The following is a 25,607-nucleotide window of genomic DNA, read 5'->3' on the forward strand; positions in this document are numbered from 1 at the left end:
GGGATAGTCGTCGATCAGGACGAGACCTTGGCCACGGCGAAGCGGGTGAGCGAGCCGAAGCTTTCCAGCGTGTCGCCGTCGATATCGTCGTCGTCGATGACGATGCCCAGCCGATCCTCGAGCTCGGTCAGCACGCCCGCGACCGCCATCGAATCGAGTTCGGGCAGCGCGCCGAACAGCGGCGTCGTGGCATCGAAGCCCTCGACCTGCGCGTCCGACAGGCCGAGCACGTCGCGCAGCACCGCGCGGACGGTCGCCTCGATCTCTCCATGCTGCTCCGAAATCATCCCTAGTCCCCTGAACCCATGTTTTCCCGCGCGCCTAGCGGCCCCGCGCGCGCCGGACAAGCGCCGCCACCGCCCCGCGCACGATCATGTAAAGCCCGACCGGATGGCGCGGATTGGACGCCTCGATCCGCCATAGCGGCAGCGCTTCATCCATCCAGTCGGCCTTGTAGGGCTGATCGCCCGAGCCATAGTCGATCAGGTCCGGCCGATCGCGCTCGATGACATGCGCGAACATCGCGTGGCTGAGGATCGAACCGGGCGACAGCGCCTTGGCATCGTCCCGGTATGCCAGCTTGTGGATCGTCGCGCGGCCGTTCTCGACCGTCCAGAGCTGTGCGGCGACGGGCTGCCCCTCATGGCGCGCGACGCCCAGGCGCAGCGTGCCCGCCGTCCCCTCCGTTTCGGCAAAGGCACGAAGGAACGGCCAGGAACCCTCCTCGCCCTTCCAGCTCGCCTCGTAGATCGCTTCATAGGCGGCCCAGGCGTCGCCATCGAACTCGCGGTGGATGACGATGTCGAGCCCGGCCTTCTTGCCCTTGCGCTCGACGGTCGAGCGGAGCTTGCCGGGGCGGGCGGCCCAGAAGGCGGCGAAGTCGCGGCCGGGGGCGATCCGCCAGTTCACGTCCATCCGGCTGACCGCGACTCGCCAGCCGGCATTGCGGAACGCGTCGGCGAGCGGCGCGGGCGCCTCGATACGGGCCAGTTCGATATGGCCGAGGCGGCGCAGCGCCACCGGCAACGCGGCGAGAGCGATGGCCGCGTCATCGATCAGCACGGCGTCGAAGGCGAGCGTGTACCAGCTGGCAAGCGCAACCGCGCGGTGACCCTGCTGCATCAGGAACAGCCATGCCGCCCCCGCCTCGGTCCGGGTGCGCGCGACCAGCAGCCGACCGCGCGGCGGGCAATGCGCCAGCGTGCGGCGAAACCAGTCGAGTCGATCGTAGAGCCGCGGCTGTCGCGCACGGTCCAGCATCCCCGCGGCATCGCGGGCGACTGCGTCCAGATCGGTGAAAAGCGCCTGCTTGGCCCGCACGCGGCCCCTCGTAATCGGTCTGTTTACCGTGCAGGCTTATGGCCGGCACCCATGAGTATCCCGTTAAACCCAGAACCCCGGCCGCTCGATCATCTGCCCTTGCTGGGCGCGATGGACGCGGCCGCGCTCCATGACAAGGGGGGCAGCTGGACCTATGCCGAGCTGGAGACGGCGGTCGGCGCCGCGGCGGCGTGGCTGGCGGCGCAGGGGCTTTCGCCCGGCGACCGGGTTGCAAGCTGGCTGGCGAAGACGCGCGCGGCGTGCGTGCTGCCGCTCGCCGCGGTGCGCGCGGGCCTCGTCCATGTCCCCGTCAATCCGCTGCTCAAGCGCGCTCAGGTCGCGCACATCCTGTCGGACAGCGGCGCGCAGTTGCTGATCGCGGGCGGTCCGCGGCTGGCGACGCTGGAGGCGGGCGACGTGCCGGCCGATTGTTCGACGGTGGAGGAGGGCGCATTGCCGCTTGTCGGTGGGGGGCTGTCGCCGTCGGAGGCCGACCCGCAGTCGCTGGCGGCGATCCTCTATACGTCGGGCTCGACGGGCCGGCCCAAGGGGGTGATGCTCAGCCATGGGAACCTGTGGCTCGGCGCGATCAGCGTCGCGCATTATCTCGACATCGCGCCCGATGACCGCGTGCTCGGCGTGCTGCCGCTCAGCTTCGACTATGGCCAGAACCAGCTGCTTTCGAGCTGGGCGGCGGGGGCGAGCGTGATCCCGCTCGACTATCTGACCGCGCGCGACGTCATCAAGGCGGTCGAGCGGTTCGGCGCGACCAGCCTGGCGGGCGTGCCCCCGCTGTGGGTGCAGTTGCTCGACGCCGATTGGCCGGCGGAGACCGCGGCGCGACTGCGGCGGCTGACCAATTCGGGTGGCGCGCTGACGCCGCGGCTGGTGCGCGGGCTTCGCGAGCGCTTTCCGGCGGCGCGGCTGTTCCCGATGTACGGCCTGACCGAGGCGTTTCGCTCGACCTTCCTCGATCCCGAGCTGGTCGACGCGCATCCCGACTCGATCGGCCGCGCGATTCCCTTTGCCGAGGTGTCGGTGGTGCGCGCCGATGGCAGCCGCGCCGATCCCGACGAACCGGGCGAGCTCGTCCATGCCGGCCCGCTGGTCGCGCGAGGATACTGGCAGGATCCGGAGCGCACCGCGATCCGCTTCAAGCCCGCACCCGCTTTCTCCGACTATCCCGGCATGGCGGTGTGGTCGGGCGACACCGTCGTCGCCGATGCGGCTGGGCTGCTCCGCTTCGTCGGGCGCGACGACGAGATGATCAAGTCGAGCGGCAACCGCATCAGCCCGACCGAGGTCGAGGAGGCGGTGCTGGCGGGCGGCGAGGCGGGCGAGGCGGTGGCGCTCGGCATCCCCGACGAGCGACTGGGCCAGGCGATCCTGGTCGTCGCCAGCGCCAAGGGCGACGCGGGCGAGGCGGAGGCGCGGCTGCGCGAACGGCTGAAGCGCGAGCTGCCCGGCTTCATGCAGCCGCATCGTTACGTCTGGCGCGACGCGTTGCCGCGCAACGCAAATGGCAAGCTCGACCGGTCGGGCCTCAAGGCGGAGATGCTGGCATGAAGCCGATGGGTCCGATCCCGCCGCATTTTGCGGGACGCGAAGCGCTGACGATCGCCGGCCAGGATGCCGAGCACTGGATCGCAAAGGCGGGCAACACGCCGCTGTTCGTCTATGACATAAGCGAGGTGCGCACGCGGCTGGCGCGGCTGCGCGCGGCGATGCCCGAGCGGCTCGACATCCATTATGCGATCAAGGCCAATCCGCACCCTGAGATGCTGGCGGCGATCGCGCCGCTGGTCGACGGGCTCGACGTTGCGTCCGGCGGCGAGCTGACCAAGGCGCTGGCGGTCAAGGAGGCCGGCGTCGTCAGCTTCGCCGGCCCCGGCAAGCGCGACGACGAGATCGAGGCGGCGATCCGGGCGGGGGCGACGCTCAACCTCGAATCGGAGGGCGAGGCGCGACGCGCGCTCGCCATCGCCGATCGATTGGCCGTGCGCGCGCGGCTGGCGGTGCGGGTCAATCCCGACTTCGACCTCAAAGGGTCGGGGATGAAGATGGGCGGGCGGCCGTCGCCCTTCGGTATCGACGCGGCTCGCGTGCCGGCGCTGGTGCGCGAGCTGATCGCCGGCGGCGCGGACTGGCGCGGCTTCCACATCTATGCCGGGTCGCAGGCGCTGTCGGCGGCGGCGATCATCGAGACGCAGGCGGCGACGGTGGCGCTCGCGCGGCGGCTGGCGGACGAGGCGGGCGCGGTGCCGCCGCTGGTCAATCTGGGCGGCGGGTTCGGCATCCCCTATTTCGCGGGCGACGAGCCCGTCGACGTGGAAGCGGTCGGCGCGGCGCTGGGCGAGACGCTGGCGCGCGAGGGCGATCCGGGCACGGCTTACGCGATCGAGCTTGGGCGATGGATCGTCGGGGAGTGCGGCGTCTATCTGACGCGCGTTGTCGACGTGAAGGAGAGCCAGGGCGAGCGCTTCGTCGTCGTCGATGGCGGGCTTCACCATCAGCTGGCGGCGAGCGGCAATTTCGGCACGGTGGTGCGGCGGAACTATCCTATCGCGGTGGCGGGGCGGATGACCGGCGAGGGTCGGGAGGTTTCCGTCGTCGGCAGTCTCTGCACGCCGCTCGACCGGCTGGGCGACAAGGTCGGGCTGCCCGGTCCGGCGGTCGGCGACGTGATCGCGATCTTCCTTGCCGGCGCTTACGGCTTCACGGCCAGCCCGGGGCTGTTCCTCGGCCATCCAGAGGCGCGGGAGCTGGTGGTCGGCACCTGACGAAGCGCTGCCGCCTCCCGCAGATGAGGGCAGCGCGTCGACGGGCTGGCGTTCAGCCAGCCCGAAAGGTGAGGCCGGCCTTCTCCGCCAGACGGTCGCGCAGCGCGCCGCCCAGTAGCGCGGTCGGCGTCCACACGCCGCCCGCGCTTTCGGTCTCGCCGAGCAGCAGCGCCGTCTCCGCGATCATTTTCGACGTCGATCCGTAGCCCGGGTCCATGTCGCCGGTGACCACCGACTCGGCACGGTCGCCGTCGGGCATCTCGGCGATGAAGAGGAGGTCGTAGAAGCCCGCCTCGCGTTCCTCGCGCGTGGGGCCTTCGCCGGGCGCCGGGCCCTTGTCGCCGCCGATCGGGTTGAGCTTGGCGATCGCCTCCGCCGCCGCCTTGCCGAGTTCGCCAAGGCCGGGCGCGATCATCATCTCGTCATACACGAAGTCGGTGCCGTATGCGTGTCCGGTCAGCGCGTTGGTGCGGTGGACGTTCTTGGTGTTGATCGTTGCCATGACGAAGGGCGCGACCCAGCCGCCGACGGCGGCGTCATATTCGGGGATCATGCCCGACGGCTGCGAAGGCCCCTGGAAATCCGGCGTCAACGCAAAGGGGTTGACCATCAGTTTCAGGATGCCCGGCTCGCGCGCGGCGGCGGCCATCGTTGCCTTGGCACTGGCGAAGGTGCCGCCAGAGAAGGTGCCCTGCATCTTGCGGATGCGACCCTTCACGCGCGGGGCGGGGCGGCCGAACTTGGCGCGCGCGCATTGCTGCACTTCCCAGACACCGAGGTCGAAGGGGATCGAATCGAACCCGCAGGAAAAGACGATCCGCGCGCCCGATGCCTTTGCATCGGCATCGTAGCGGTCGATCATCGCGCGCATCCACGCAGGCTCGCCGCACAGGTCGACATAGGAGGTGCCGGTGCTGGCACAGGCGGCGACCAGCGGCTCGCCATAGAGCTGATAGGGGCCGACGGTGGTCAGCACAACCTTGGTGCGCGCGCACATCGCCTTGAGCGCGGCAGGGTCCTCGGCATCGGCGGCGATCAGCGGCAGGTCGGCAGGAGCCCCGACCTCGCTGCGCGCGGCCTCGAGCTTCGTCAGCGAGCGGCCGGCCATCGCCCAGCGCGGGGCGGGTTCGCGCTTCGCCAGATATTCGGCGACGAGCTTGCCCGTATAGCCGGTGGCGCCATAGACGATGACGTCGAACTCGCGATCCATGTGGCTCTCCCAGATCAGTTTCGTTCTGCAACCTCGTTGAATTGCAGCGCCGCGAGCCGCGCGTAAAGCCCGCTTCGCGCGGCAAGCTCGGCATGGGTGCCGGTTTCGACGATCCGGCCGGCTTCCATGACGACGATGCGGTCGGCGTTGCGGACGGTCGCCAGGCGGTGTGCGATGACGAGCGTGGTGCGGCTTTCCATCAGCCGTTCGAGCGCGTCCTGCACTAGCCGCTCGCTCTCCGCATCCAAGGCGGAGGTCGCCTCGTCGAGGAGCAGGATGGGCGCGTCGCGAAGCAGCGCGCGGGCGATCGCGACGCGCTGGCGCTGGCCGCCCGACAGACGTGCGCCGCCCTCGCCCAGAAACGTGTCGAGGCCCTGCGGCAGCTCGCGAAGGAAGGTGGCGGCATTGGCCGCTTCCGCTGCGGCCCAGATCGCCTCGTCACTCGCGTTCCAGTGGCCATAGCGCAGATTGTCGCGGGCGGAGGCGGCGAAGATCACCGTTTCCTGCGGCACCATGGCGATGCGGGCGCGGACGTCCTCCGGATCGGCGCGGTGGACGGGGACGCCGTCGATCCGCACCTCGCCAACCTGCGGATCGTAGAAACGCTCGGCGAGCTGGAACAAGGTCGACTTGCCCGCGCCTGAGGGGCCGACGACGGCGACGGTCTCACCCGGTGCGACGTCGAGCGTGAAGTCGTCGAGCGCGGCGACCTCCAGCCGCGTTGGATAGCGGAACTCGACCCGGTCGAAGGTGATGCGACCCTGTGGCGGCACCGGAAGCGGCACGGGATTGGCGGGCGCGGCGATGTCGGGCGTCTCGGCCAGCAGTTCGGCCAGCCGCGCGGCGGCACCGGACGCGCGCAGAAGGTCGCCATACACCTCGATCAGCGCGCCGAACGCGCCGGTGACGAGGCCCGCGGTCAGCACGAACGCGGTGATCGAGCCGCCGGTCGTACGGCCGGAGGCGACGTCGGCGACCGCTTCCCAGATGATAAGCGTGACCGCGCCGAACAGCAGCGAGATGACGAGCGCGGTCATCAGCGCGCGGGTGCCGAACCGCGCCTTGGCGGTCGCGAAGCCGCGATCGACCGCGGCGGCGAAGCGATCGGCCTCTCGCCGTTCCTGCCCGAACGCCTGGACGATCTTCATCGCGCCGAGCGTCTCGTTCGCGGTCGCGCCGATTTCCGCCACGCGGTCCTGGCTCGACCGCGACAGGCGTCGCACCCGGCTGCCGAGCGCCACCATCGGCGCGACGATCAGCGGCAGGCCGAGGATCAGATAGCCCGCGATCTTGGGGCTCAATGCGAAGAGATAGATCGTGCCGCCGACGCCGACGAGCAGGTTGCGAAGCGCGATCGAGACGGTGGAGCCGACGATCTGTTCGACGATTGCGGTGTCGGCGGTCAGGCGGCTGGCGATCTCCGACGGGCGGTTCTCCTCGAACCAGCGCGGCGCGAGGCGAAGGAGGTTGCGCTGGACCGCGACGCGCATGTCGGCGACGGTCCGCTCGGCCAGCCAGGAAACGAACCAGAAGCGCGCCGCGGTCGCCACGGCGAGCACGCCGACGACCATCAGCAGCCGATGGAAATAGGGCGCGATCGCCGCCGCATCGCCGCCAGCAAAGCCGTTGTCCACGACGAGCTGGAAGGTGCGCGGGATATAGAGCGTCGCGGTCGCTGCGACGATCAGCGCGAGCACCGCCGCGGCCAGTTGCAGCGGATAGGCCCGCGTGAAACGCCAGACGACGAGCAGGTTCGAAAGCTTGCGCGGGGGCGGGGCGGGCGGGGCAGCTTGGGCCATGGCGCGCGACCTAGCGCGAAGCGGGCCCAGGGGAAAGGCGGGCGATTGTCCCGGCCCAAGCGATGGTTGCTTGGCGGGGCGGCGGGCCGGCCCTATCTCCCGCCCCATGCACACCGCCACCGACACGATCGCGCTTATCGGCAACACCCCGCTCGTCCGCCTTGCCGGCCCGAGCGAAGCGGCCGGCGCCGAGATCTTCGCCAAGTGCGAGTTCGCCAATCCCGGCGCCAGCGTGAAGGACCGCGCCGCGCGCTTCATCGTCGAGGATGCCGAGGAGAAGGGGCTGATCCAGCCCGGCGGCACGATCGTCGAGGGGACGGCGGGCAATACCGGCATCGGCCTCGCGCTGGTCGCCAATGCCAAGGGCTACAAGACGATCATCGTCATGCCGGAGACGCAGAGCCGCGAGAAGATGGACACGCTGCGCGCGTTGGGCGCCGAGCTCGTGCTGGTGCCGGCCGCGCCCTATTCGAACCCCGGCCATTTCGTCCACACCAGCCGCCGCATCGCCGAGGAGACGGCAAATGCGATCTGGGCGAACCAGTTCGACAACATCGCCAATCGCCGCGCGCACATCGTCGGCACCGCGCCCGAGATCTGGGAGCAGATGGAGGGGCGCGTCGACGGCTTCACCTGTGCGGTGGGCACGGGCGGGACGCTGGCCGGCGTCGCGCTGGGGCTGAAGGAGAAGGACGCGAATGTCCGCATCGCGCTCAGCGATCCGCACGGCGCCGCGCTCTACGAATATTACGCGCATGGCGAGCTGAAGGCGGAGGGATCGTCGGTTGCCGAAGGGATCGGACAGGGGCGGATCACCGCCAATCTGGAGGGCGCGCCGATCGACACCCAGTACCGCATTTCCGATGCCGAGGGGTATGAATGGGTCCGCCGGCTGCTCGACGAGGAGGGGCTGTGCCTGGGGCTGTCGTCGGGGATCAACGTCGCTGGGGCAGTGCGGCTGGCGCGTGAGATCGGGCCGGGATCGCGCGTGGCGACAATCCTGTGCGATACCGGGTTCCGGTATCTGTCGACGCTGTACAATCAGGAGTGGCTGGCGGCGAAGGGGTTGGCGGCCTGACGGGCGACCGATGATCCTTCTTGTACCCCGGCGAAGGCCGGGGTCCAGTTACGGCGCGGTTGTTGTCTGGCGGGCCGTTGTTCGGGCCCGGGCAAGCGTAGCGCTACCTCACGTCGGACGTCACAACTGGACCCCGGCCTTCGCCGGGGTACAATTTAACTTCAATGCACCCGCGCTTCGCCTTCGCCAGCAGCGCGGGGCAGGCCATTCGCCTTGCAGACCGACGTCGCCTCGAAGCTCGCGATCCGCCAATGGTCGGTGCGGCGCATCAGGATGATGCAGTCCGCCGACGCGACGGGATCGCAGTTCATGCAGTCGCGCACGGTCAGCAGCGCGCGAACCTTCATCTCGCGTCCGCTGGCGGCGCGGTCGACGATGATGTTGGTGAAGTGGTGCCGCGAATTGCCGCCGAATCGCGACTGCAGATCCTCGGGAAGGCGCATGATCGCGGCACGCCCTTCCAGCGTTTCCATCCCTGGCTTGGCGAAGTGCGCGTCGATGGTGAAGAGCTGCTCCCACTCGGCCATGTCGACATGGTCGAGCGACCAGCAATAGCGGCTCAGCACCTCGTGCAGTTCCAGCTTGGTGACGGGATCGACGCTCGACAGGCCCATGACAACTCTCCGACGCTTCTGTTTGGTATAACAAACCATGAGCGCCGGGTCGGTTGCAAGACTGGAATCTAAGTTCCGGTTCCTCGGCCCGTTTTCGCCTGAAGCGCGTCGATCGCCTTGGACGCGTCCGCCTTGGTCAGCGACTCGTCGAACGTCTCGCCCGCTTCTTCGCTCAGCGTCTTGAGGTAGCTCGCCTGCGCGCCGGTCATCGGTTCGTCGCCGGTCGTCCAGTCGTCGGGATCCTTCTCGGCATTGGAGAAGGGTTCGGTCTTGGGATTGTGCGTGTCGGCCACGGCAAAGTCTCCTTCGCCGCGGCCAACGCATGATGTTCTCAATGTGTTCCGCTCAGGCGGCCCAGGCCTGGAACGGCAGGCCGAGATCGTCGGCGACCGCCTTGAACGCGATGTTGCCCTTGTAGACGTTGAGACCGTTGGCGAGGTGGCGATCGGCCTTCATCGCCGCTTCCGCGCCCAGGTTGGCGAGGCGGAGGGCGAAGGGGAGCGTCGCATTGTTGAGCGCGAAGGCGCTGGTGCGCGCGACCGCGCCCGGCATGTTGGCGACGCAATAGTGGATCACGCCGTCCACCTCGAACACCGGGTCCTCATGGGTGGTGGCATGGCTCGTCTCGAAACAGCCGCCCTGGTCGATGGCGATGTCGACCATCACCGAGCCGCGCTTCATCGTCTTGACCATCTCGCGCGTGACGAGCTTGGGCGCGGCGGCACCGGGGACGAGCACCGCGCCGATGACGAGGTGCGCGTTCTTCACCGCGGCTGCGATCGCCGCCTTCGATGCGTAGGCGGTCTTGATCTGGCTCGAAAAGAACATGTCGAGCTCGGCCAGGCGGTCGTTGTTGATGTCGTAGATGGTGACGTCGGCGCGCATGCCGACCGCCATCTGCGCGGCGTTGACGCCCGACACGCCGCCGCCGAGGATCGCGACCCGCGCCGGCGCGACGCCGGGCACGCCGCCCAGCAGCACGCCGCGGCCGCCCTGTTCCTTCTCCAGATAGTGCGCGCCGACCTGGACCGACATGCGGCCAGCGACTTCGCTCATCGGCTTGAGCAGCGGCAGACTGCGCGAGTCGCTGGTGACGGTCTCGTACGCGATGCAGGTTGCGCCCGACTTCATCAGCCCCTCGGCCTGCGGCTTGTCGGCGGCGAGGTGGAGATAGGTGAAGAGCGTGTGGCGCGGCTCGAGCATCGCGATCTCGCTGGCCTGCGGCTCCTTGACCTTCACGATCATGTCGCTCTGCGCGAAGACTTCCGCCGCAGTGGCGACGATGCGCGCGCCGGCGGCGACGTAATCGTCATCTTCGAAATCGATGCCGCCGCCTGCCTTGGTCTCGACCACGACCTCATGGCCCGCAGCGACGAGCTCGGCGACCGATGGCGGGGTCAGGCCGACGCGATATTCGTGGTTCTTGATTTCCTTGGGCACGCCGATCCGCATCGTCCATCTCCTGATCTAGTATCGTCCGATACTAGCATCGTTGGGCCGTGAATTGTGTGCAAAGGTGCCGGCGAGGGGTGCGTTTGATGCATGGATCGTGCGCGCCATTGCCGGTACAAGCTCGATCCATGCATATCGACCGGATCGACCGTGCCATCCTGCGCGTCCTTGCCGACGATGCGCGCGCGCCCGTCGCCCGCGTCGCGGATGCGTGCGGCCTCTCTCAATCCGCCTGCTCGCGCCGCATCGCCGCGCTGGAGGCCGCGGGGGCGATCCGCGGCTATGGCGCGCGGCTGGGCGCCCGGCGACTCGGCGTCCATGTCACGGCCCTGGTCGACATCACGCTGTCGACCCAAGTCGAAGAGGACCTTGCCGCGTTCGAGCGAGCGGTGGGCGCGATCCCCGGCGTCGTCGGCTGCGCGCTGGTGTCGGGGGGACAGGATTATCGGCTGACCATCCTCGCCCGCGATCTGGACGACTACGAGCGGCTGCACCGCGAGCATCTGGGCCGGCTGCCCGGCGTGACGACGATCAACTCCAGCTTCGTCCTGCGCGAGGTGCCCACGCTGGGCGAGGCGGAGGCGATGCTGGGGACGTAAGGTCCTCCCCTGCAAGGGGAGGGGGACCGCCGCGAAGCGGTGGTGGAGGGGTGTTGCCGCATACGCGTCGCTAGCGGCGGCTACCCCTCCACCAGCCTGCGGCTGGTCCCCCTCCCCCGCCGGGGGAGGAGCTTGAAGGAGCCACGTTGCGGGCCGCATCGCGCGGTGCTAACGGCGCGCCGGACATGGACCGGAACGTCGCCCGCGCGCTGACTTCGCCTCGACCGGCCGACCGGGAAGCCGTGCGTCCGTGACGCCCGCCCCGGCGCGCCCGCCGCCCCGCGACCGAACCGGCCGCCGCCCCGCACCATCCCAATCAGCCGATGTGGAAACTCGTCGTCGGCGCGATCGGCATCGTGTTCGGCGACATCGGCACCAGCCCGCTCTACGCGATGAAGGAGACCTTCATCGGCCACCATCCGCTGCCGGTCGAGCCCTTCTTCGTCTACGGCGTCGTCAGCCTCGTCTTCTGGACGATGGTGATGATCGTCACCGTCAAATATGTCGGCTTCATCATGCGCGCCGACAATAATGGCGAAGGCGGGAGCATGTCGCTGCTCGCGCTCATCACCCGGCGGAGCGGCGGGGCGGGCTGGACCGCCAGCCTGGTCATGCTGGGCGTGTTCGCCACCGCGCTCTTCTATGGCGACAGCGTCATCACGCCCGCCATCTCGGTGCTGTCCGCGGTCGAGGGGCTGACGACGGTCAATCCCGGCTTCACGCCCTGGGTGCTGCCGATCGCCACCGCCATCCTCGTTTTCCTGTTCGTGCTCCAGGCGCGGGGTACGGAGACGATGGGCAAGCTGTTCGGGCCGATCGTGCTCGTCTATTTCGCGACGCTCGCCGGTCTCGGCATCATGCACATCGTCACGCGGCCGGAAGTGCTGATGGCGCTGTCGCCGCATTATGCCGCCGAGTTCTTCGCGATGCGGCCGCTGCTCGCCTTCCTCGCGCTCGGCTCGGTCGTGCTCGCGGTGACGGGGGCCGAAGCGCTCTATGCCGACATGGGCCATTTCGGGCGCAAGCCGATCTCGATCGCCTGGCTCTATCTCGTCTTTCCGGCGCTGGTGCTCAACTATCTGGGCCAGGCGGCGCTGCTGCTCAACGATCCGTCGGCGGCGTCCAATCCCTTCTTCCGCATGGCGCCGGAGGAGTGGCGCCTGCCGCTCGTCATCCTGGCGACGATGGCGACGGTGATCGCCAGTCAGGCGGTGATCTCCGGCGCGTTCTCGATCACGCAGCAGGCGATCCAGCTCGGCTTCATCCCGCGGATGCGGATCACGCACACCAGTGCGACGACGGTCGGCCAGATCTATATCCCGATGGTCAACTGGACGCTGCTGGTCATGGTGCTGTTGCTGGTGTTCACCTTCGGCAACTCGACCGACCTCGCCGCCGCCTATGGCATCGCGGTCACCGGCACGATGTTCATTACTACCTGCATGCTGGGCGTGCTGATGTGGCGCGTCTGGGCGTTCAACCGCTTCCTGGCGGGCGGGCTGTTCGCCGCGTTCCTGGTCATCGACGGCGCGTACCTTGCGTCGAACATGCTCAAGGTAACCGATGGCGGCTGGTTCCCGCTGCTCATCGGCATCATCATCTTCACGCTGCTGACCACCTGGTCGAAGGGGCGCAAGCTGATGATGGAGCGGCTTCGCGAAAGCGCGATGCCGATCAAGGTGTTCATCCAGTCGGCCGCCAATTCGGCGACGCGCGTGCCCGGCACCGCGGTGTTCATGACCTCGACGCCGGAGGGCGTGCCGCACGCGCTGCTCCACAACCTCAAGCACAACAAGGTGCTGCACGAGCGTGTGATCCTGTTGACCGTCAAGATCATCGACGAGCCCTATGTGGCCGAGGCCAATCGCGTCCGGCTGGAGCATCTGGAAAGCGGCTTCCACCGCATGGTCCTCTGCTACGGCTTCATGGAAGAGGTCGATGTTCCCGCCGCCCTGAAGCGCGTCCACAATTGCGAGGGCGAGTTCCGGATGATGGAGACGAGCTTCTTCCTTGCCCGCCAGACATTGCTCCCCTCGGCGCGGCCGGGGATGATGATCTGGCGCGAGAAGCTGTTCGCATGGATGCTGCGCAACGCCGAAAGCGCGATGGAGTTCTTCCGCCTTCCCACCAATCGCGTCGTCGAGCTGGGCAGCCAGGTGGAGATTTGAGCGACCTGGACGCGCCCGTTATCGTCACGGCGCTGTTCGGGGCGGCGGACGCGGCGTGGTTGACGGGGCTGCGCCAGCGCCACTTTCCGCCAGAGCGTAACCATCTCGACGCGCACCTGACGCTGTTCCACCACATCGCGCCGAGCCTGGCGCCCGAGGTCAAGCAGCGGCTGGTCGCGGAGACGCGCGGGATCGCACCGCCCCAGGCGCGCGTCGGCGGCGTCATGTCGCTGGGGCGGGGGACCGCATTCCGCATCGAGAGCCCTGAGCTGGAGGCGATCCGCGCCCGCTTGGCCGATGCGTTTCGCGGCATGCTGATGCCGCAGGACCAGGCCGGCTGGCGCCCGCACGTCACGATCCAGAACAAGGTCGAGCCCGCCGCGGCGAAGGCGCTCAAGGCCGAGATCGAGGCCGGGTTCAGCCCGCGGCCGCTGGCGATCGCGGGGCTGGCGGCATGGTGGTATCGCGGCGGTCCGTGGCAGCCGCTCAGCCGCCACATGTTCGCTTGACGATCCGGCGGGCCGCTCGTATGTCGCCCGCCTCGCCAGCACCGCTGGCGGCCCCGTGGGGCGGAGTAGCTCAGTTGGTTAGAGCAGCGGAATCATAATCCGCGTGTCGGGGGTTCAAGTCCCTCCTCCGCTACCACGCCTTTCCTCAGCCGTGATATTCGCGAAAGACGCCCTTGATCGTCGCGCCGCGCGCGCCGCATTCGCGGCATCGTGAGCGGCGTTCGGCGTCGGTGAGGAGCGTCATCGCGCCATAGGCTTTCGCGACCAGCTTGGGCGGCAGGATCACGGTCCGGCGACACGCGCGGCAGCGGATCTCGGCGTGCTGGCACCTGCGCTCGAAATCCATGACCACCCGAATCGTCCTGTCTGCCATGGGCGAACGGAAGCGGAACGGGGCGCTGTAGGATAGCCGGTCCTCGGCGCTGCCGGTGCAATCTCAGCCGGGCCGTACGGCCCGCGCAAGCATCCACGCGCCGAGCAGGCCGGCATCGCCCGACAAAGCGGAGGGCGCGACGACCGCATCCACCGCTTGCGGGGGCAGCAGATAGCCATTGTCCAGTCGCCGCGTCTCCGCACGGATGCGGTCGATCATTCCGGGCGTCCCGAGCACGCCCCCGCCAAACGCGATCCGCCGCGGCGACAGCGTGGCGATCAGCGCGATCGCCAGATGGGCGAGCGCCTGGGCGACGATGGCGTGTCCCGGATGGTCGCCGGGCAGTTCCGACAGCGACGCGCCCCAGCGATCGAAGATCGCGGGCCCCGACGCGATCCCCTCCAGGCAGTCGCCATGATAGGGGCAGCGGCCGGGAAAGTCGGTGTCGTCCGGATGGCGGGGTACGCGGAAATGGCCCATCTCGGCGTGGCGCTCGCCGTCCAGCGGTACGCCATCGACGACCACCCCGCCTCCGATGCCCGTGCCCACGGTGATATACACGACCACGCCGCCGATCCTGCCGACCGCGGCCTCTGCCATAGCCGCCGCGGCGACGTCGGTATCGAAGCCGGCGGGGGTGTCGCCGGCGATCCCCGCCACCAGCTTCGTGCCGCTCCAGCCGGGCTTGGGCGTGTTGAGGATCGATCCCCAATCGGCCGAGCCGCGGTCGCGATCGACGGGACCGAAGCTGCCGATGCCATAGGTGTCGATCGGCCCGCGCTCGGCACTCGCCGCGGCGAAGAAGGCGCGGACCGCGGCCAGCGTCTCGTCCGGCGTCGTCGTCGCGATACGAACACGCTCGCCGATCGGGCCACAGTCGTCGGCGAGCGAGCAGACGAACTTGGTGCCGCCCGCCTCGACGCACCCATAAAGTCGCTTGCCGCCCATCATCCCGTCTCCCTTTGTAACGGGCGTAGCCGACCGGACACCCCGGCCGTCAAGCCGCGAGGCGCTGGCGGGGCCGCGAAGCTACCAGTCACATGGTACGTCCGCACCATATCGGCGGGTGCGGGCGGGCCGTACAGCGGGCGCGCCAACGATAACGAAAGCGGGTCGCCATGGACAGGACGGACGAGGACGAGCACGCCTATTTCCTCAAGCGGCGCGACGACCATCGCACGCTGGCCAGGCGCTGCGAGGACGCATCGCAGCGGGCGCTGCATGAGCGGTTCGCCGATCTCTATGCCGAACGTGCGGCGTCGATCGGAGTAGATGACCACTAAGGGTCAGGCGCAAAGATACCAGGAACGGCCTAACTTTTGATAGGTTCTACCCGTCCAATCGGCCCGGCCAATCGGGCCGATCCGGACGGAGACGTCGATGCGACCCCTTATCATCGCTGCCTTGGCCGGCGCGGCGCTCTCCGCCTGCGCCGCCCCCTCGACGCGGATCGCAGACGGGCTCCAGCGCTACGGGCTGGACGCGCAGCGCTCGCAATGCGTGGGCGACCGGCTCGGCAGCAATCTGTCGCTCGGCCAGCTTCAGCAGCTCGGCAGTGCGGCCGCCGCCTATCGCCGTGACGACAGCGATCCCACCCGCCTGACGGTCAGCGACCTGCTGCGCGTCGCGGGGGAGATCAAAGACCCCAGGATCGCGCTCGAAGTGGGCAAGGCCGCCGCCGGGTGCGGCGTCGTGCCCTGAGCGAATCATCACAGGAGCTAGATGATGAACAAGCATGAGGTTCGCGGCAGCGTCCGCCACGTCGGCGGCGCCGCCGAAAAGGCGATCGGGGACGTGGTCGACAGCAACGACCTTCGCGTGGGCGGCGTCGTCGATCAGGTCGCGGGCAGCGCCGAGCATCTGTTCGGCCGTGTGAAGTCGATCGCCGAGGATGCGGCCGACGCGACGCCGGGCCTGATCGAGGCCGCGCGCGACCGCGTCGAGGACGCCGCGCATCGCTCTGCCCATGTCGCGCGGAAGGCGGCGCACAAGGCCAAGGGCGAGCCGCTGTGGATCGGTACGGCGGTCGCCGCGATCGCCGGCTATGCCATCGGCGCGCTCGTCCACCGACGCCGGGGCTGAGCCAGCCCGACATGAAGGCCGTGGCCAAGTCGCTGCGCGAGACCGCGGATCTGCGCCACCTGCGCCAGATCGTCGCAGGCCTCGACGAAGGCGTGATCCTGATCGATCCCGACGAGACGTTGCTGTGGGCGAATGCCGCGGCGCTGGCGATGCACGGGGTCGATCGGCTCGAGGATCTCGGCCGCGACGTCGACGATTATCGCCGGCGCTTCCAGCTGCGCTATCGCAACAACCATCGGCTTGCCGCCGACGACTACCCGATCGAGCGCGTCGTCAACGGCGACAGCTTCTCCGAAGTGGTGGTCGAGGTGACGGTGGCGGGCGAGGACGAACCGCGCTGGGTGCATCAGGTGCGCAGCCTCGTCCTCAACGACGATGACGAGGGCGAGCCGTCGTGCGTCGTGCTCGTCATCCAGGACGTGACCGCGCGGTTCGAGGCGGAGGATCGGTTCGAGCAGTCGTTCAACGCCAATCCGGCGCCTGCGCTGATCTGTCGCCTGGCCGACCTTCGCTACGTCAAGGTCAACCAGGGTTTCCTCGAGATGACCGGGCACCAGCGCGATCAGGTGCTGTGCCGCACCGTCTATGACCTCGACGTGCTGCGCGAGGCCGATCGCCGCGATCTGGCCAAGGCGCGGCTGTGCGACGGCGCGACGATCCCGCAGATGGAGGCGGAGCTCGAGCTGCCCGAGGGTGGCACCAAGCTCGTCATCGTCGCCGGACAGCCCATCGACATGGGCGGCGAGCCCTGCATGCTGTTCACCTTCGCCGACCTCGAGCCCCGGCGAAAGGCCGAGGCGGCGCTTCGCCACAGCGAGGAGCGCTTCACGCGCACGTTCCAGCTTGCGCCGGTGCCGATGGCGATCGGTGCGCGCGACGGTCATCGGCTGTGCGAGGTCAATGCCAGCTTTACCGAGCTGACGGGGTATGCGGCGACCGACATCATCGGCCGTTCGCTGGCCGAGACCGGATTGTGGGCAGACGCGGACGTCCGCCGCGATGTCGAGAGCGCGATCGAGCATGGCCGCGACCTGCGCGGGCATGACGTGCGCATCGTGGCGAAAGACGGGGGGACGGCCGACTGCCTCGTGTCGACCGAGGCGATCACCATCGGCGGCGATGCGTGCGTGCTCTGGGCGTTTCAGGACATCACCCAGCGCAAGGCGACCGAACTCGAACTGGTCGAGGCGATCGAGGCGGTGATGAAGGACACGCGCTGGTTCAGTCGATCGATCATGGACAAGCTCGCGCGGCTGCGGGCGCCCCAGCCGGAAGTGTCGGGTGCGGGGCTGGACGACCTGACCGCGCGCGAGCGCGAGGTGCTGGCGCTGATCTGCCGCGGGCTGGACGACAAGAGCATCGCGCGGGCGCTGGGTGTGTCGGGCAACACCGTGCGCAACCATGTCGCGCGGATCTATGGCAAGATCGGCGTCAATCGCCGCACTGCCGCCGCTGCCTGGGCGCGCGCACGCGGGTTCGACAGCGATGCGGTGGCGCCGGTGAAGCGAGAGACTGCGTCATGAGCGTGCCGAACGACGAGGCGGCGCGTGCCCGTGCTGCCAAGGGGGCGGCACGGGAAGCGATCGGCAAGCTGATCGGCGACGATGCCGAAGTCCGCAAGGGCCGCGACGAACGGGAAGCGACCGCGCCGTCGCAGAAGAAACGCAAGTGATCCAGGCGGCCTTACCCATGCGGCTCGGTCCCGCCTGCTTTGGCGCAGCGGCGGTCTGCCGCTGCTCGCGCTGTGTACCCGCGGCAGGCCGGCGTATCGGGCCTGCCGCACCCATTCTGGAGCCAAGGAGAAGGCCATGAAGAAGATCGCGATGATGGCGGGGCTGTCCGCACTCGTCACGCTGGCGGCGTGCAACACCGTCAACGGCGCGGGCAAGGATCTGAGCTCGGCCGGCAGCGCCGTGTCGGGCGCGTCGGGTCAGAAGGGCAAGAATTAAGGGGCCGCGCCGCCGCCTCTGGCGGCGCTCTCCTGCGGGACGGACGACCGGCGGCCCCACCCGCCGGTCGTTCGCCTTGCCGCTATTCGCGGGCCTGTCCGCGATCCAGCGTGTCACTGGGACGGCGCGCATCGCCTTCCTTCTGGTGCTCGGTCGAGATGTTCGGGTTCGGCTGGGTCTCGGTTGGCTTGTTGCCGGCGGTCGTCTTCTCGCCGGGCTCGGTCGAGAGATTGGGGTCGGGCTGCGTCTCGGTATGCTCGCCGCTCATGCTGGCTCTCCTTCGCCGGATCAACGGCTTGGGCGCCGGCCGCGTTCCTCAGCCCTCCGGCGGCGGGACCGCCGAATCCTGCGGCTTGTCGAGCTGGAGGCCATGCTTCAGCAGCATGGGCACGTTGGCAAGGGTGAAGATCAGCGTCGCCGGGATCATGCCCCAGGTCTTGAACGTCACCCACTGATCCCAGCTGAGCGACGCGCGCGCGACTTCGTTGGCGACTGCCGCGACCGCGAAGAACGCTGCCCAGTTGATCGTCAGCTGCCGCCACCCGCTCGCGGTAAGGCCCGGATAGGCACTTTCGAGCAGGCTCTGGAGCAGCGGCTTGCCGGTCGCGAGGCCATAGCCCAGCAGGACGGCGAACATCGCATAGACGAAGGTCGGCTTGACCTGAATGAACACGCGGTCGTGGAAGTAGAGGGTGAGGCTGCCGAACACGAGCACCAGCCCGCCCGACAGCCACAGCATCGGCGAGATATGCCCCGCCTTGATCCACGAGAAGGCGAGCGCCGCGGTGATCGCGATCATGAACGCGGCAGTGGCGGCGAGGATGCGACCGATCTCCGTCCCCGGCGCCAGCGCATTGACCGCGAAGAACACCGCGAGCGGGCCGAAATCGACCGCCATGCGGAGGCCGGGGGAGAGGGGGGCTTTGGTGCTAGCTGGCATAAAAAGACCGTTCGTCCTGAGTAGCGGCCGAGTAGCTCGCGCAGCGAGCGTATCGAGGTCGCGTATCGAAGGATGTGGAGCTCGGGACGGTGCTTCGATACGCCACCTCGATACGCCGCTCCGCGGCTACTCGGCGGCTACTCAGCACGAACGGTTTGCTTGCGATCAACGCACCAGCTCCTCGACGCCGGCAATGATCCGCGACACCTCGTTCGCGTCGAAGGCGCGAAGGTCGTCGGCCTTCTCGCCCACCCCGATCGCGTGGATCGGCAGCCCGTATTTCTCCGCCGCCGCCACCAGCACGCCGCCGCGCGCGGTGCCGTCGAGCTTGGTCATGACCAGGCCGGTGACGCCCGCCACTTCCTTGAACACCTCGATCTGGCTGAGCGCGTTCTGGCCCGTCGTCGCGTCGAGCACCAGCACAACGTCGTGCGGCGCGGCGGGGTTGAGGCGGCCGAGCACACGGCGGATCTTGGCAAGCTCGTCCATCAGCTCGCGCTTGTTCTGAAGGCGGCCGGCGGTGTCGACGATCAGCACGTCGATGCCGGTCGCGGTCGCCTGCTTCACCGCCTCATAGACGATGCCGGCCGCGTCCCCGCCTTCGTTGCCGGAGACGATCGGCACGCCGATCCGCTCGGCCCAGGTGCGAAGCTGGCCGATCGCGGCGGCGCGGAACGTGTCGCCCGCGGCCAGCATCACGCCGTAATCCTGATCGACCAGCGTCTTGGCGAGCTTGGCGATCGTCGTCGTCTTGCCCGAGCCGTTGACGCCGATGACGAGGATCACCTGCGGCCGCGGAAACGCCTCGATCTCGAGCGGCTTGGCCACCTTGGCGAGGGCCTTCTCCACCTCCTCGGCCACGACCAGACGGATACCGAGCTCCTCCATGTTGCGCTCGTACTGGCCCTCTTCCAGGCGACGGCGCACGCGCGCGGCGGTCTCCGGACCCAGGTCGGACGCGATCAGCGCCTCCTCGATCTCGTCGAGCGTCGCGTCGTCGAGCCGCGCGAGCGACAGCCCGGCGAGGTTGCCCATCAGCCGGTCGGAGGTCTTGCGAAAGCCGCCGAGCAGTTTCTCGTGCCAGCTGGGGGCAGTCATTCGGGCTCTCCGATCAGATGGTCGTGCGCGGCCGTGATGCGCGCACGGATGAGGGTGCCGGGGACGGCGGGGCGGGTCAGCCGCACCTCGGCGAAATTCTCGGCATGGCCGCGGTCGCCGGGGCGCTCGACCAGCACCGACTGGATGCTGCCGACCAGGCCGGCCTGCCAGTCGTCGCGGACGCGCGCGGCGATTGCGCGAAGCTGCGCGGCGCGATCGCGGACGATGGCAGGATCGACCTGCGGCATGCGGGCGGCGGGGGTGCCTTCGCGCGGGGAATAAGGAAAGATGTGTGGGTGGACGATGCGGCACGTCTCGATCAGCGAGGCGCTGTTGGCGAAGGCGGCATCGTCCTCGGTCGGGAAGCCGGCGATCAGGTCCGCGCCGACGGCGATGTCGGGGCGGAGCGCGTGCAGGCGGGCGACGAGCTCGACCGCCTGCGCGCGGCTGTGACGGCGCTTCATGCGCTTGAGGATCAGGTCGTCGCCCGCCTGCATTGACAGGTGAAGGTGCGGCATCACCCGCGGCTCGTGCGCGAACAGTGCGAACAGCCGGTCGTCGACCTCGGCGGGGTCGATCGAGGAGAGGCGTATGCGCGGCAGGTCGGGGACGAGGCGGAGGATGCGCTCGACCAAGCGCCCGAGCGTCGGGATGCCGGGCAGGTCGCCGCCATAGCTCGTCAGGTCCACACCGGTCAGCACGACCTCCCGGTGCCCGGCATCGACCAGCGCCCGGATGCGATCGACGACGCCGCCGGCGGGCAGCGAGCGGCTGGCACCGCGTCCAGCGGGGATGATGCAGAAGGTGCACGCATGGTCGCAACCATTCTGGACTTCGACCAGCGCGCGGGCATGGGGAGAGGGGGCGGGCTCGGCGGGTGCCGGGGCGCCCCATGCCTCGGGCGAGAGCTTGAGCGGATTGGCGACCACACGCGCGACGCCGGGCAGTGCGGCGAACCCCGCCGGATCGATCGTCGCGGCGCAGCCGGTCACGACCAGCTCGGCGTCCGGATGCGCACGCGCTAGGCGGCGGACCGCGCGACGCGACTGGCGCACCGCCTCGCCCGTCACCGCGCAGCTGTTGACCACCGCGACGCGCCGATCGCGGACCATCGCCCGGATCGTTTCGCTTTCGGAAAGGTTGAGGCGGCAGCCCAGCGTGACGATCTCGGCCATGTCACCCCGCGGCTTGGCGGCGAACATGGAGCGGGACTTAGGGGCGAAGCGGCGGGAAGTCCATTGGCGAGCGGAGCGGGACATGCACGGGCAGGCGGCGGCGGTACTCGACTTCTGGTTCGGCGAATGCACGCCCGAACAGCATTTCGCCAAGGACGAGGCGCTCGACCGGACGATCGCCGATCGCTTCGGTGCCCTGCGCGACCGCGTCGTGGCCGAAGGGGCGGGCGGCTGGCGCGACGATCCCGAAAGCCTGCTTGCCGCGATCATCCTGATCGACCAGTTCAGCCGCAATATCTATCGCGGCTCGGCCGAAGCGTTCGCCGCCGATCCGCTGGCACTGACGCTGGCGCGCGAGGGTGTCGCAAAGGGGTTTGACGCGCGGCTACCGCCGGAGCGCGCCAAGTTCCTCTACATGCCGTTCATGCATGCCGAGGATGCGGGCGCGCAGGCCGACTGCGTGCGGTTGTTCGAGGCGCTGGGCGACACCGAATCGGCCGATTACGCGCGCCAGCATCAGGCGGTCATCGCCGACTATGGCCGCTTCCCCTCGCGCAATGCCGCATTGGGGCGCGAGGACACACCGGCCGAAGTCGCCTATCTCAGCCGGCCCGACGCCGGCTGGTGATCGGCAGCACGATCGCCGGCTCGGGCTCGATCCCGGTGATGAGGTGCCGCTCGGCCAGGAGCTTGCGGACGCCGATCGTCGAGAGCGGCTTGCCGTAATACCAGCCCTGACCCTTGGCACAGCCCATCGCGGCCAGGCGCGCGGCGATCGTCTCGTCCTCGATCCCCTCGGCGGTGACGGGCAGATTGAGGCTTTCACCGAGGCGGACGATCGCGGTGACGATCGCGGCCGAATCCGGCGCCTCGTTGATCGAGGTGACGAACGACTTGTCGATCTTGATCCGGTCGAAGGGCAGCGCGCGAAGGTGCGCGAGGCTGGAATAGCCCGTCCCGAAATCGTCGAGCGCGAGTTTCACGCCCTGGTTCTTGAGGCTGCCCGCGATCGATTGGGCGAGCGCCAGATTGTCGAACAGCGCGCTTTCGGTGATCTCGATCTCGAGCCGGCTGGCGGGAAAGCCCGTCTCGGTCAGCGTCTTGATGATCTTCTGTGCCAGCCACGCATCGCGAAGCTGCCAGGGCGAGATGTTGACCGAGAGCGTGAGACCGGGGTCCCAGTCGCGCGCGGCGGTGAACGCCTGACGCATGATCGACAGCGAGAGCTCCGCGATCATGCCGGTTTCCTCGGCGATCGGAATGAAGCGGTCGGGGCCGATCAGCCCGCGCGTCGGATGCTCCCAGCGCGCAAGGACTTCGAGGCCGGTGAGGCGCCCCTCGGCAAGATCGACCTGCTGTTCGAAATAGGGGACGATCTGGCCGCCGGGGATGGCGATGCGCAGCCCCTGTTCCAGCTCGTTGCGCGCCTTGAGGTCGCGCTCCATCGAGGGGTCGAACCAGGCGAACCGGTTACGACCCGATTTCTTGGCCGCGTACATGGCGATGTCGCCAGCGCGCATCAGCGCCTCGATCGAATGGCTGCCGAAATCCGATCGCGCGATGCCGAGCGAGCAGCTGATGTGGAGTGTCTGGCCCTCCGCCTCGAACGGCTGCGAGAGGCGCGCGACCAGCCGCTCGGCGACACGGTCGACGACGTCGGGCGCGCTGGGATCGAAGACCATCGTGATCGCAAATTCGTCGCCGCCCAGCCGCGCATGAAGCGCGCTGGTCGGGCTGATCGCCTCCATCTCCTGCGCGACCAGCCGCAGCAGCGCGTCGCCGACGGCATGGCCGTGCATGTCGTTGACGCTCTTGAAGTGGTCGAGGTCGAGCGCCAGCAGCGCGACCGCCTTGTGGCGGCGCTCGGCATTCGTGAGCATCGCGCCGCCTTCGTCGGCGAGGCTGCGGCGATTGTGAAAGCCGGTCAGCGGGTCGCGTGCCGCCAGTGCCCGCGCGCGCGCCGCCGCCTCCGCATGGCCGCGCACTTGGCCGACCAGGCCGGTGTGCCGCCGCCAGCCGATCAGGATCAGCGCGGTGTTGAGCAGAAGCGCGATCACCAGCATCTCGTCCGCCGCCTCTCGCGTGCCGAGATACTGGCCTACGAGCTGCGACAGGACGGTCGAGGCGATGCCGACGAAGAGCAGGATCGCCGCGACGCTGATCGCGCCGGTCACGCGTGCGGGCGCCTCGGCATCTGGTCCGTCGCTGGTCATGGCGTGTCGTTTGCTCCCCATCGGACCGGCTATCGCATAATCGGGGTCAAGAAGCCGTTAATCGGTTGTGGCGCGTTGCGTACCGGGGCGAGTTGCGCTAAGCGCCGCCGCTGACGTTCCGCGAGGAGCGTATCGCATCGCGCCCCAAGGGGTACGCCGGCCGACGAGGTTTCGTCCGCCGGCGCATTTTGCGTTACGCGCCCGGTCGAACGGATCAAGGAGTGTTTCGGGCATGTTCGACAGTCTCAGCGATCGGCTTGGCGGCGTCTTCGACCGCCTGCGCGGCCGCGGCGCGCTGACCGAAGCCGATGTGCGCGGCGCGATGCGCGAGGTGCGGATCGCGCTGCTTGAGGCGGACGTCGCGCTGCCCGTCGCGCGCGCCTTTGTCGACAAGGTGACCGAGGAAGCGGTCGGCCAGAACGTCCTGCGCTCGGTCACGCCGGGGCAGCAGGTCGTCAAGATCGTCAACGACGCGCTGGTCGAGATGCTGGGCGCGGACAGCGCCGACCTCGACATCGACGTGACGCCGCCCGCGGTCGTGATGATGGTCGGCCTTCAAGGCTCGGGCAAGACGACCACGACGGCCAAGCTGTCGCGGCTCATCAAGAAGCGCGGCAAGAAGGTGCTGATGGCGTCGCTGGACGTCAATCGCCCGGCCGCGCAGGAGCAGCTGGCGGTGCTCGGCACCCAGGCCGAGGTCGCGACGCTGCCGATCGTTCAGGGCCAGCAGCCCGTCGACATCGCCCGCCGCGCGCTCCAGTCGGCGAAGCTCCAGGGCTTCGACGTGGTGATGCTCGACACCGCGGGCCGCCTCCACGTCGACCAAGCGCTGATGGACGAGATGAAGGCGGTCGCCGACATTTCGAAGCCCAACGAGATCCTGCTCGTCGTCGATTCGCTGACCGGTCAGGACGCGGTCAACGTCGCCACCAACTTCAGCCAGCAGGTGCCGCTGACCGGCGTCGTGCTGACCCGCATGGACGGCGATGCGCGTGGCGGTGCGGCGCTGTCGATGCGCGCCGTCACCGGCAAGCCGATCAAGTTCGCGGGCGTCGGCGAGAAGCTCGACGCGATCGAGCCCTTTCATCCCAAGCGCGTCGCCGGCCGCATCCTGGGCATGGGCGACGTCGTCAGCCTGGTCGAGCGCGCGGCCGAGGCGATCCAGGCCGACGATGCCGAGAAGATGGCCTCGCGCCTGGCCAAAGGGCAGTTCGATATGAACGACCTGCGCAGCCAGCTGGCGCAGATGCGCCGCATGGGCGGGCTCGGCGCGCTTGCCGGCATGATCCCCGGCATGAAGAAGGCGCAGGCGGCGATGGCGGCGTCCAGCATGGACGACCGCATCCTGATCCGTATGGACGCAATGATCGGATCGATGACGATCAAGGAGCGGTCGAAGCCGGAACTGCTCAACGCCAAGCGCAAGATCCGCGTCGCCAAAGGGTCGGGCACCACGGTGCAGGACGTCAACAAGCTCCTGAAGATGCATCAGGAAATGGCGACCGCGATGAAGCGCATCAAGAAGATGGGGGGCATCAAGGGTCTTGCCGCGATGCTGGGCAAGGGTGGTCCCGGCGGCGGCATGGGCGGCATCGGCAATGCGCTGGGCGGCCCGGCGATGGGCGATTTCATGAGCAAGGCGGGCGGCGGCCTGCCGGGCCTGGGCGGCGGGGGCGACACGCCCAAGCTGCCGCCGGGGTTCGAGGACCTGTTGAAGAAGAAGTGACGGTCGTCACCCCAGCGCAGGCTGGGGTCTCTGGCCCAAGGTACAAGATCAACGAACCGATCCCAGCCTGCGCTGGGGTGACGAATTGAAAGAAGGAAGAAGATCAAATGGCAATCAGCATGCGTCTGTCGCGTGGCGGCTCGAAGAAGCGTCCCTATTACCGGATCGTCATCGCCGACGCCCGCAGCCCGCGCGACGGCAAGTTCATCGAGAAGATCGGCACCTACAACCCGCTGCTCGCCAAGGATTCGGACGAGCGCGTCAAGCTGGACACCGATCGCGCCAAGCACTGGCTGAGCGTCGGCGCGCAGCCGACCGACCGCGTCGCGCGCTTCCTCGACGCCGCGGGCCTGCGTGAGCGCGCCGCGCGCAACAACCCGAACAAGGCGAAGCCCGGCGAGAAGGCGACCGAGCGCGCCGAGGAGCGGGCCGAGAAGGCGAAGGCTCGCGAGGAAGCCGCCGCCGAGGCGACCAGCGCCCCCGCCGCTACCGAAGAAACTGCCGAGGCTTGAGGCACTTGCG

General features: G+C 68.8%; 29 protein-coding genes and 1 tRNA gene. 16 read left to right on the plus strand and 14 right to left on the minus strand.

Annotated elements, in window-relative coordinates; all coding sequences use genetic code 11:
* Window positions 1-14: 14 nt before the first annotated feature.
* Window positions 15-287 carry a phosphopantetheine-binding protein gene (locus tag RS883_RS05985; protein ID WP_315763738.1) on the minus strand — a complete coding sequence of 91 codons (273 nt, stop codon included), beginning with the start codon at window positions 285-287 and terminating at the stop codon, window positions 15-17.
* A gap of 34 nt (window positions 288-321) precedes the next feature.
* Window positions 322-1,320: a GNAT family N-acetyltransferase gene (locus RS883_RS05990; protein WP_315763742.1), complete on the minus strand. Its 999-nt coding sequence runs from the start codon at window positions 1,318-1,320 to the stop codon at window positions 322-324.
* Between the two features lie 51 nt (window positions 1,321-1,371).
* On the opposite strand from RS883_RS05990, the gene RS883_RS05995 reads away from it, so the two are divergent.
* Window positions 1,372-2,886, plus strand: a complete 1,515-nt coding sequence (locus RS883_RS05995) for an AMP-binding protein (protein ID WP_315763743.1) — start codon at window positions 1,372-1,374, stop codon at window positions 2,884-2,886.
* On the plus strand, window positions 2,883-4,100 hold the full coding sequence (locus RS883_RS06000) for a pyridoxal-dependent decarboxylase, exosortase A system-associated (protein WP_315763746.1): 1,218 nt from the start codon (window positions 2,883-2,885) through the stop codon (window positions 4,098-4,100). The genes RS883_RS05995 and RS883_RS06000 overlap by 4 nt, the downstream gene beginning before the upstream one ends.
* Before the next feature lie 52 nt (window positions 4,101-4,152).
* Here RS883_RS06000 and RS883_RS06005 read toward each other — a convergent pair whose 3' ends face one another.
* Both RS883_RS06005 and RS883_RS06010 read right to left on the minus strand, forming a co-directional pair.
* Window positions 4,153-5,310: a saccharopine dehydrogenase family protein gene (locus tag RS883_RS06005; RefSeq protein WP_315763749.1), complete on the minus strand. Its 1,158-nt coding sequence runs from the start codon at window positions 5,308-5,310 to the stop codon at window positions 4,153-4,155.
* A 14-nt stretch (window positions 5,311-5,324) separates the two neighbouring features.
* Complete coding sequence (locus RS883_RS06010) at window positions 5,325-7,109, minus strand: ABC transporter transmembrane domain-containing protein (RefSeq protein ID WP_315763751.1); 1,785 nt, start codon at window positions 7,107-7,109, stop codon at window positions 5,325-5,327.
* A gap of 106 nt (window positions 7,110-7,215) precedes the next feature.
* On the opposite strand from RS883_RS06010, the gene RS883_RS06015 reads away from it, so the two are divergent.
* Window positions 7,216-8,187 carry a cysteine synthase A gene (locus RS883_RS06015; RefSeq protein WP_315763753.1) on the plus strand — a complete coding sequence of 324 codons (972 nt, stop codon included), beginning with the start codon at window positions 7,216-7,218 and terminating at the stop codon, window positions 8,185-8,187.
* Window positions 8,188-8,348: 161 nt separating this feature from the next.
* On the opposite strand, the gene RS883_RS06020 is transcribed toward RS883_RS06015, so the two are convergent.
* From RS883_RS06020 to ald, 3 genes are all read right to left on the minus strand, one after another.
* Window positions 8,349-8,801 carry a nuclear transport factor 2 family protein gene (locus RS883_RS06020; protein WP_315763755.1) on the minus strand — a complete coding sequence of 151 codons (453 nt, stop codon included), beginning with the start codon at window positions 8,799-8,801 and terminating at the stop codon, window positions 8,349-8,351.
* Window positions 8,802-8,869: 68 nt separating this feature from the next.
* The gene (locus tag RS883_RS06025; RefSeq protein WP_315763758.1) at window positions 8,870-9,094 is read right to left on the minus strand and encodes a DUF3072 domain-containing protein; all 225 of its coding nucleotides are present in this window, start codon (window positions 9,092-9,094) and stop codon (window positions 8,870-8,872) included.
* A 52-nt stretch (window positions 9,095-9,146) separates the two neighbouring features.
* Window positions 9,147-10,253, minus strand: coding sequence for an alanine dehydrogenase (gene ald, locus RS883_RS06030; protein WP_315763761.1), 1,107 nt, complete (start codon window positions 10,251-10,253; stop codon window positions 9,147-9,149).
* Between the two features lie 128 nt (window positions 10,254-10,381).
* Between ald and RS883_RS06035 the strand changes: the two genes are divergently transcribed.
* From RS883_RS06035 to RS883_RS06050, 4 genes are all read left to right on the plus strand, one after another.
* Window positions 10,382-10,852: an Lrp/AsnC family transcriptional regulator gene (locus RS883_RS06035; protein ID WP_315763765.1), complete on the plus strand. Its 471-nt coding sequence runs from the start codon at window positions 10,382-10,384 to the stop codon at window positions 10,850-10,852.
* A 323-nt stretch (window positions 10,853-11,175) separates the two neighbouring features.
* Window positions 11,176-13,020 (plus strand): potassium transporter Kup, encoded by a 1,845-nt coding sequence (locus tag RS883_RS06040; protein ID WP_315763768.1) that lies wholly within the window; start codon window positions 11,176-11,178, stop codon window positions 13,018-13,020.
* Window positions 13,017-13,529 carry a 2'-5' RNA ligase family protein gene (locus tag RS883_RS06045; RefSeq protein ID WP_315763772.1) on the plus strand — a complete coding sequence of 171 codons (513 nt, stop codon included), beginning with the start codon at window positions 13,017-13,019 and terminating at the stop codon, window positions 13,527-13,529. The genes RS883_RS06040 and RS883_RS06045 overlap by 4 nt, the downstream gene beginning before the upstream one ends.
* Before the next feature lie 59 nt (window positions 13,530-13,588).
* A tRNA-Met gene (locus tag RS883_RS06050) sits at window positions 13,589-13,665 on the plus strand.
* 9 nt (window positions 13,666-13,674) lie between these two features.
* Here the strand turns inward: RS883_RS06050 and RS883_RS06055 are convergent.
* On the minus strand, window positions 13,675-13,902 hold the full coding sequence (locus RS883_RS06055; RefSeq protein ID WP_315763773.1) for a hypothetical protein: 228 nt from the start codon (window positions 13,900-13,902) through the stop codon (window positions 13,675-13,677).
* Between the two features lie 63 nt (window positions 13,903-13,965).
* Window positions 13,966-14,850 (minus strand): ROK family protein, encoded by an 885-nt coding sequence (locus RS883_RS06060; protein WP_315763775.1) that lies wholly within the window; start codon window positions 14,848-14,850, stop codon window positions 13,966-13,968.
* 170 nt (window positions 14,851-15,020) lie between these two features.
* Here RS883_RS06060 and RS883_RS06065 point away from each other — a divergent pair, with 170 nt between their 5' ends.
* The 6 genes from RS883_RS06065 to RS883_RS06090 all read left to right on the plus strand — a co-directional run bounded on the left by RS883_RS06065 (window position 15,021) and on the right by RS883_RS06090 (window position 17,933).
* Complete coding sequence (locus RS883_RS06065; RefSeq protein ID WP_315763777.1) at window positions 15,021-15,185, plus strand: hypothetical protein; 165 nt, start codon at window positions 15,021-15,023, stop codon at window positions 15,183-15,185.
* Window positions 15,186-15,282: 97 nt separating this feature from the next.
* The gene (locus RS883_RS06070; protein WP_315763779.1) at window positions 15,283-15,603 is read left to right on the plus strand and encodes a hypothetical protein; all 321 of its coding nucleotides are present in this window, start codon (window positions 15,283-15,285) and stop codon (window positions 15,601-15,603) included.
* A gap of 24 nt (window positions 15,604-15,627) precedes the next feature.
* A complete protein-coding gene (locus RS883_RS06075; RefSeq protein ID WP_315763781.1) occupies window positions 15,628-15,984 on the plus strand; it encodes a CsbD family protein in 357 nt (118 codons plus the stop codon).
* Between the two features lie 11 nt (window positions 15,985-15,995).
* On the plus strand, window positions 15,996-17,507 hold the full coding sequence (locus RS883_RS06080; protein WP_315763784.1) for a PAS domain S-box protein: 1,512 nt from the start codon (window positions 15,996-15,998) through the stop codon (window positions 17,505-17,507).
* Window positions 17,504-17,656 (plus strand): hypothetical protein, encoded by a 153-nt coding sequence (locus RS883_RS06085; protein WP_315763787.1) that lies wholly within the window; start codon window positions 17,504-17,506, stop codon window positions 17,654-17,656. The genes RS883_RS06080 and RS883_RS06085 overlap by 4 nt, the downstream gene beginning before the upstream one ends.
* A 136-nt stretch (window positions 17,657-17,792) precedes the next feature.
* A complete protein-coding gene (locus RS883_RS06090; protein ID WP_315763790.1) occupies window positions 17,793-17,933 on the plus strand; it encodes an entericidin A/B family lipoprotein in 141 nt (46 codons plus the stop codon).
* Between the two features lie 82 nt (window positions 17,934-18,015).
* Here the strand turns inward: RS883_RS06090 and RS883_RS06095 are convergent, their stop codons facing one another.
* The 4 genes from RS883_RS06095 to RS883_RS06110 form a co-directional block, all read right to left on the minus strand.
* Window positions 18,016-18,201, minus strand: a complete 186-nt coding sequence (locus tag RS883_RS06095) for a hypothetical protein (protein WP_315763795.1) — start codon at window positions 18,199-18,201, stop codon at window positions 18,016-18,018.
* A 48-nt stretch (window positions 18,202-18,249) separates the two neighbouring features.
* Window positions 18,250-18,831 (minus strand): inner membrane-spanning protein YciB, encoded by a 582-nt coding sequence (locus tag RS883_RS06100; protein ID WP_315763798.1) that lies wholly within the window; start codon window positions 18,829-18,831, stop codon window positions 18,250-18,252.
* 207 nt (window positions 18,832-19,038) lie between these two features.
* On the minus strand, window positions 19,039-19,971 hold the full coding sequence (gene ftsY / locus RS883_RS06105) for a signal recognition particle-docking protein FtsY (RefSeq protein ID WP_315763801.1): 933 nt from the start codon (window positions 19,969-19,971) through the stop codon (window positions 19,039-19,041).
* The gene (locus tag RS883_RS06110; RefSeq protein WP_409977398.1) at window positions 19,968-21,173 is read right to left on the minus strand and encodes a MiaB/RimO family radical SAM methylthiotransferase; all 1,206 of its coding nucleotides are present in this window, start codon (window positions 21,171-21,173) and stop codon (window positions 19,968-19,970) included. The genes ftsY and RS883_RS06110 overlap by 4 nt, the downstream gene beginning before the upstream one ends.
* 55 nt (window positions 21,174-21,228) lie before the next feature.
* Here RS883_RS06110 and RS883_RS06115 point away from each other — a divergent pair, with 55 nt between their 5' ends.
* A complete protein-coding gene (locus RS883_RS06115) occupies window positions 21,229-21,774 on the plus strand; it encodes a DUF924 family protein (protein WP_315763803.1) in 546 nt (181 codons plus the stop codon).
* Here RS883_RS06115 and RS883_RS06120 read toward each other — a convergent pair.
* On the minus strand, window positions 21,749-23,359 hold the full coding sequence (locus RS883_RS06120) for a putative bifunctional diguanylate cyclase/phosphodiesterase (protein ID WP_315763805.1): 1,611 nt from the start codon (window positions 23,357-23,359) through the stop codon (window positions 21,749-21,751). The two genes, RS883_RS06115 and RS883_RS06120, sit on opposite strands and share 26 nt — an antisense overlap.
* 232 nt (window positions 23,360-23,591) lie before the next feature.
* Between RS883_RS06120 and ffh the strand changes: the two genes are divergently transcribed.
* Entirely contained in the window at window positions 23,592-25,085 is a 1,494-nt protein-coding gene (gene ffh, locus RS883_RS06125; protein WP_315763807.1) for a signal recognition particle protein, read from the plus strand.
* Window positions 25,086-25,192: 107 nt separating this feature from the next.
* A complete protein-coding gene (rpsP, locus tag RS883_RS06130; RefSeq protein WP_315763810.1) occupies window positions 25,193-25,597 on the plus strand; it encodes a 30S ribosomal protein S16 in 405 nt (134 codons plus the stop codon).
* The last annotated feature ends 10 nt before the right edge of the window (window positions 25,598-25,607 follow it).

The sequence above is a fragment of the Sphingomonas sp. Y38-1Y genome (genome assembly GCF_032391395.1).
Classification (GTDB): Bacteria; Pseudomonadota; Alphaproteobacteria; order Sphingomonadales; family Sphingomonadaceae; genus Sphingomonas.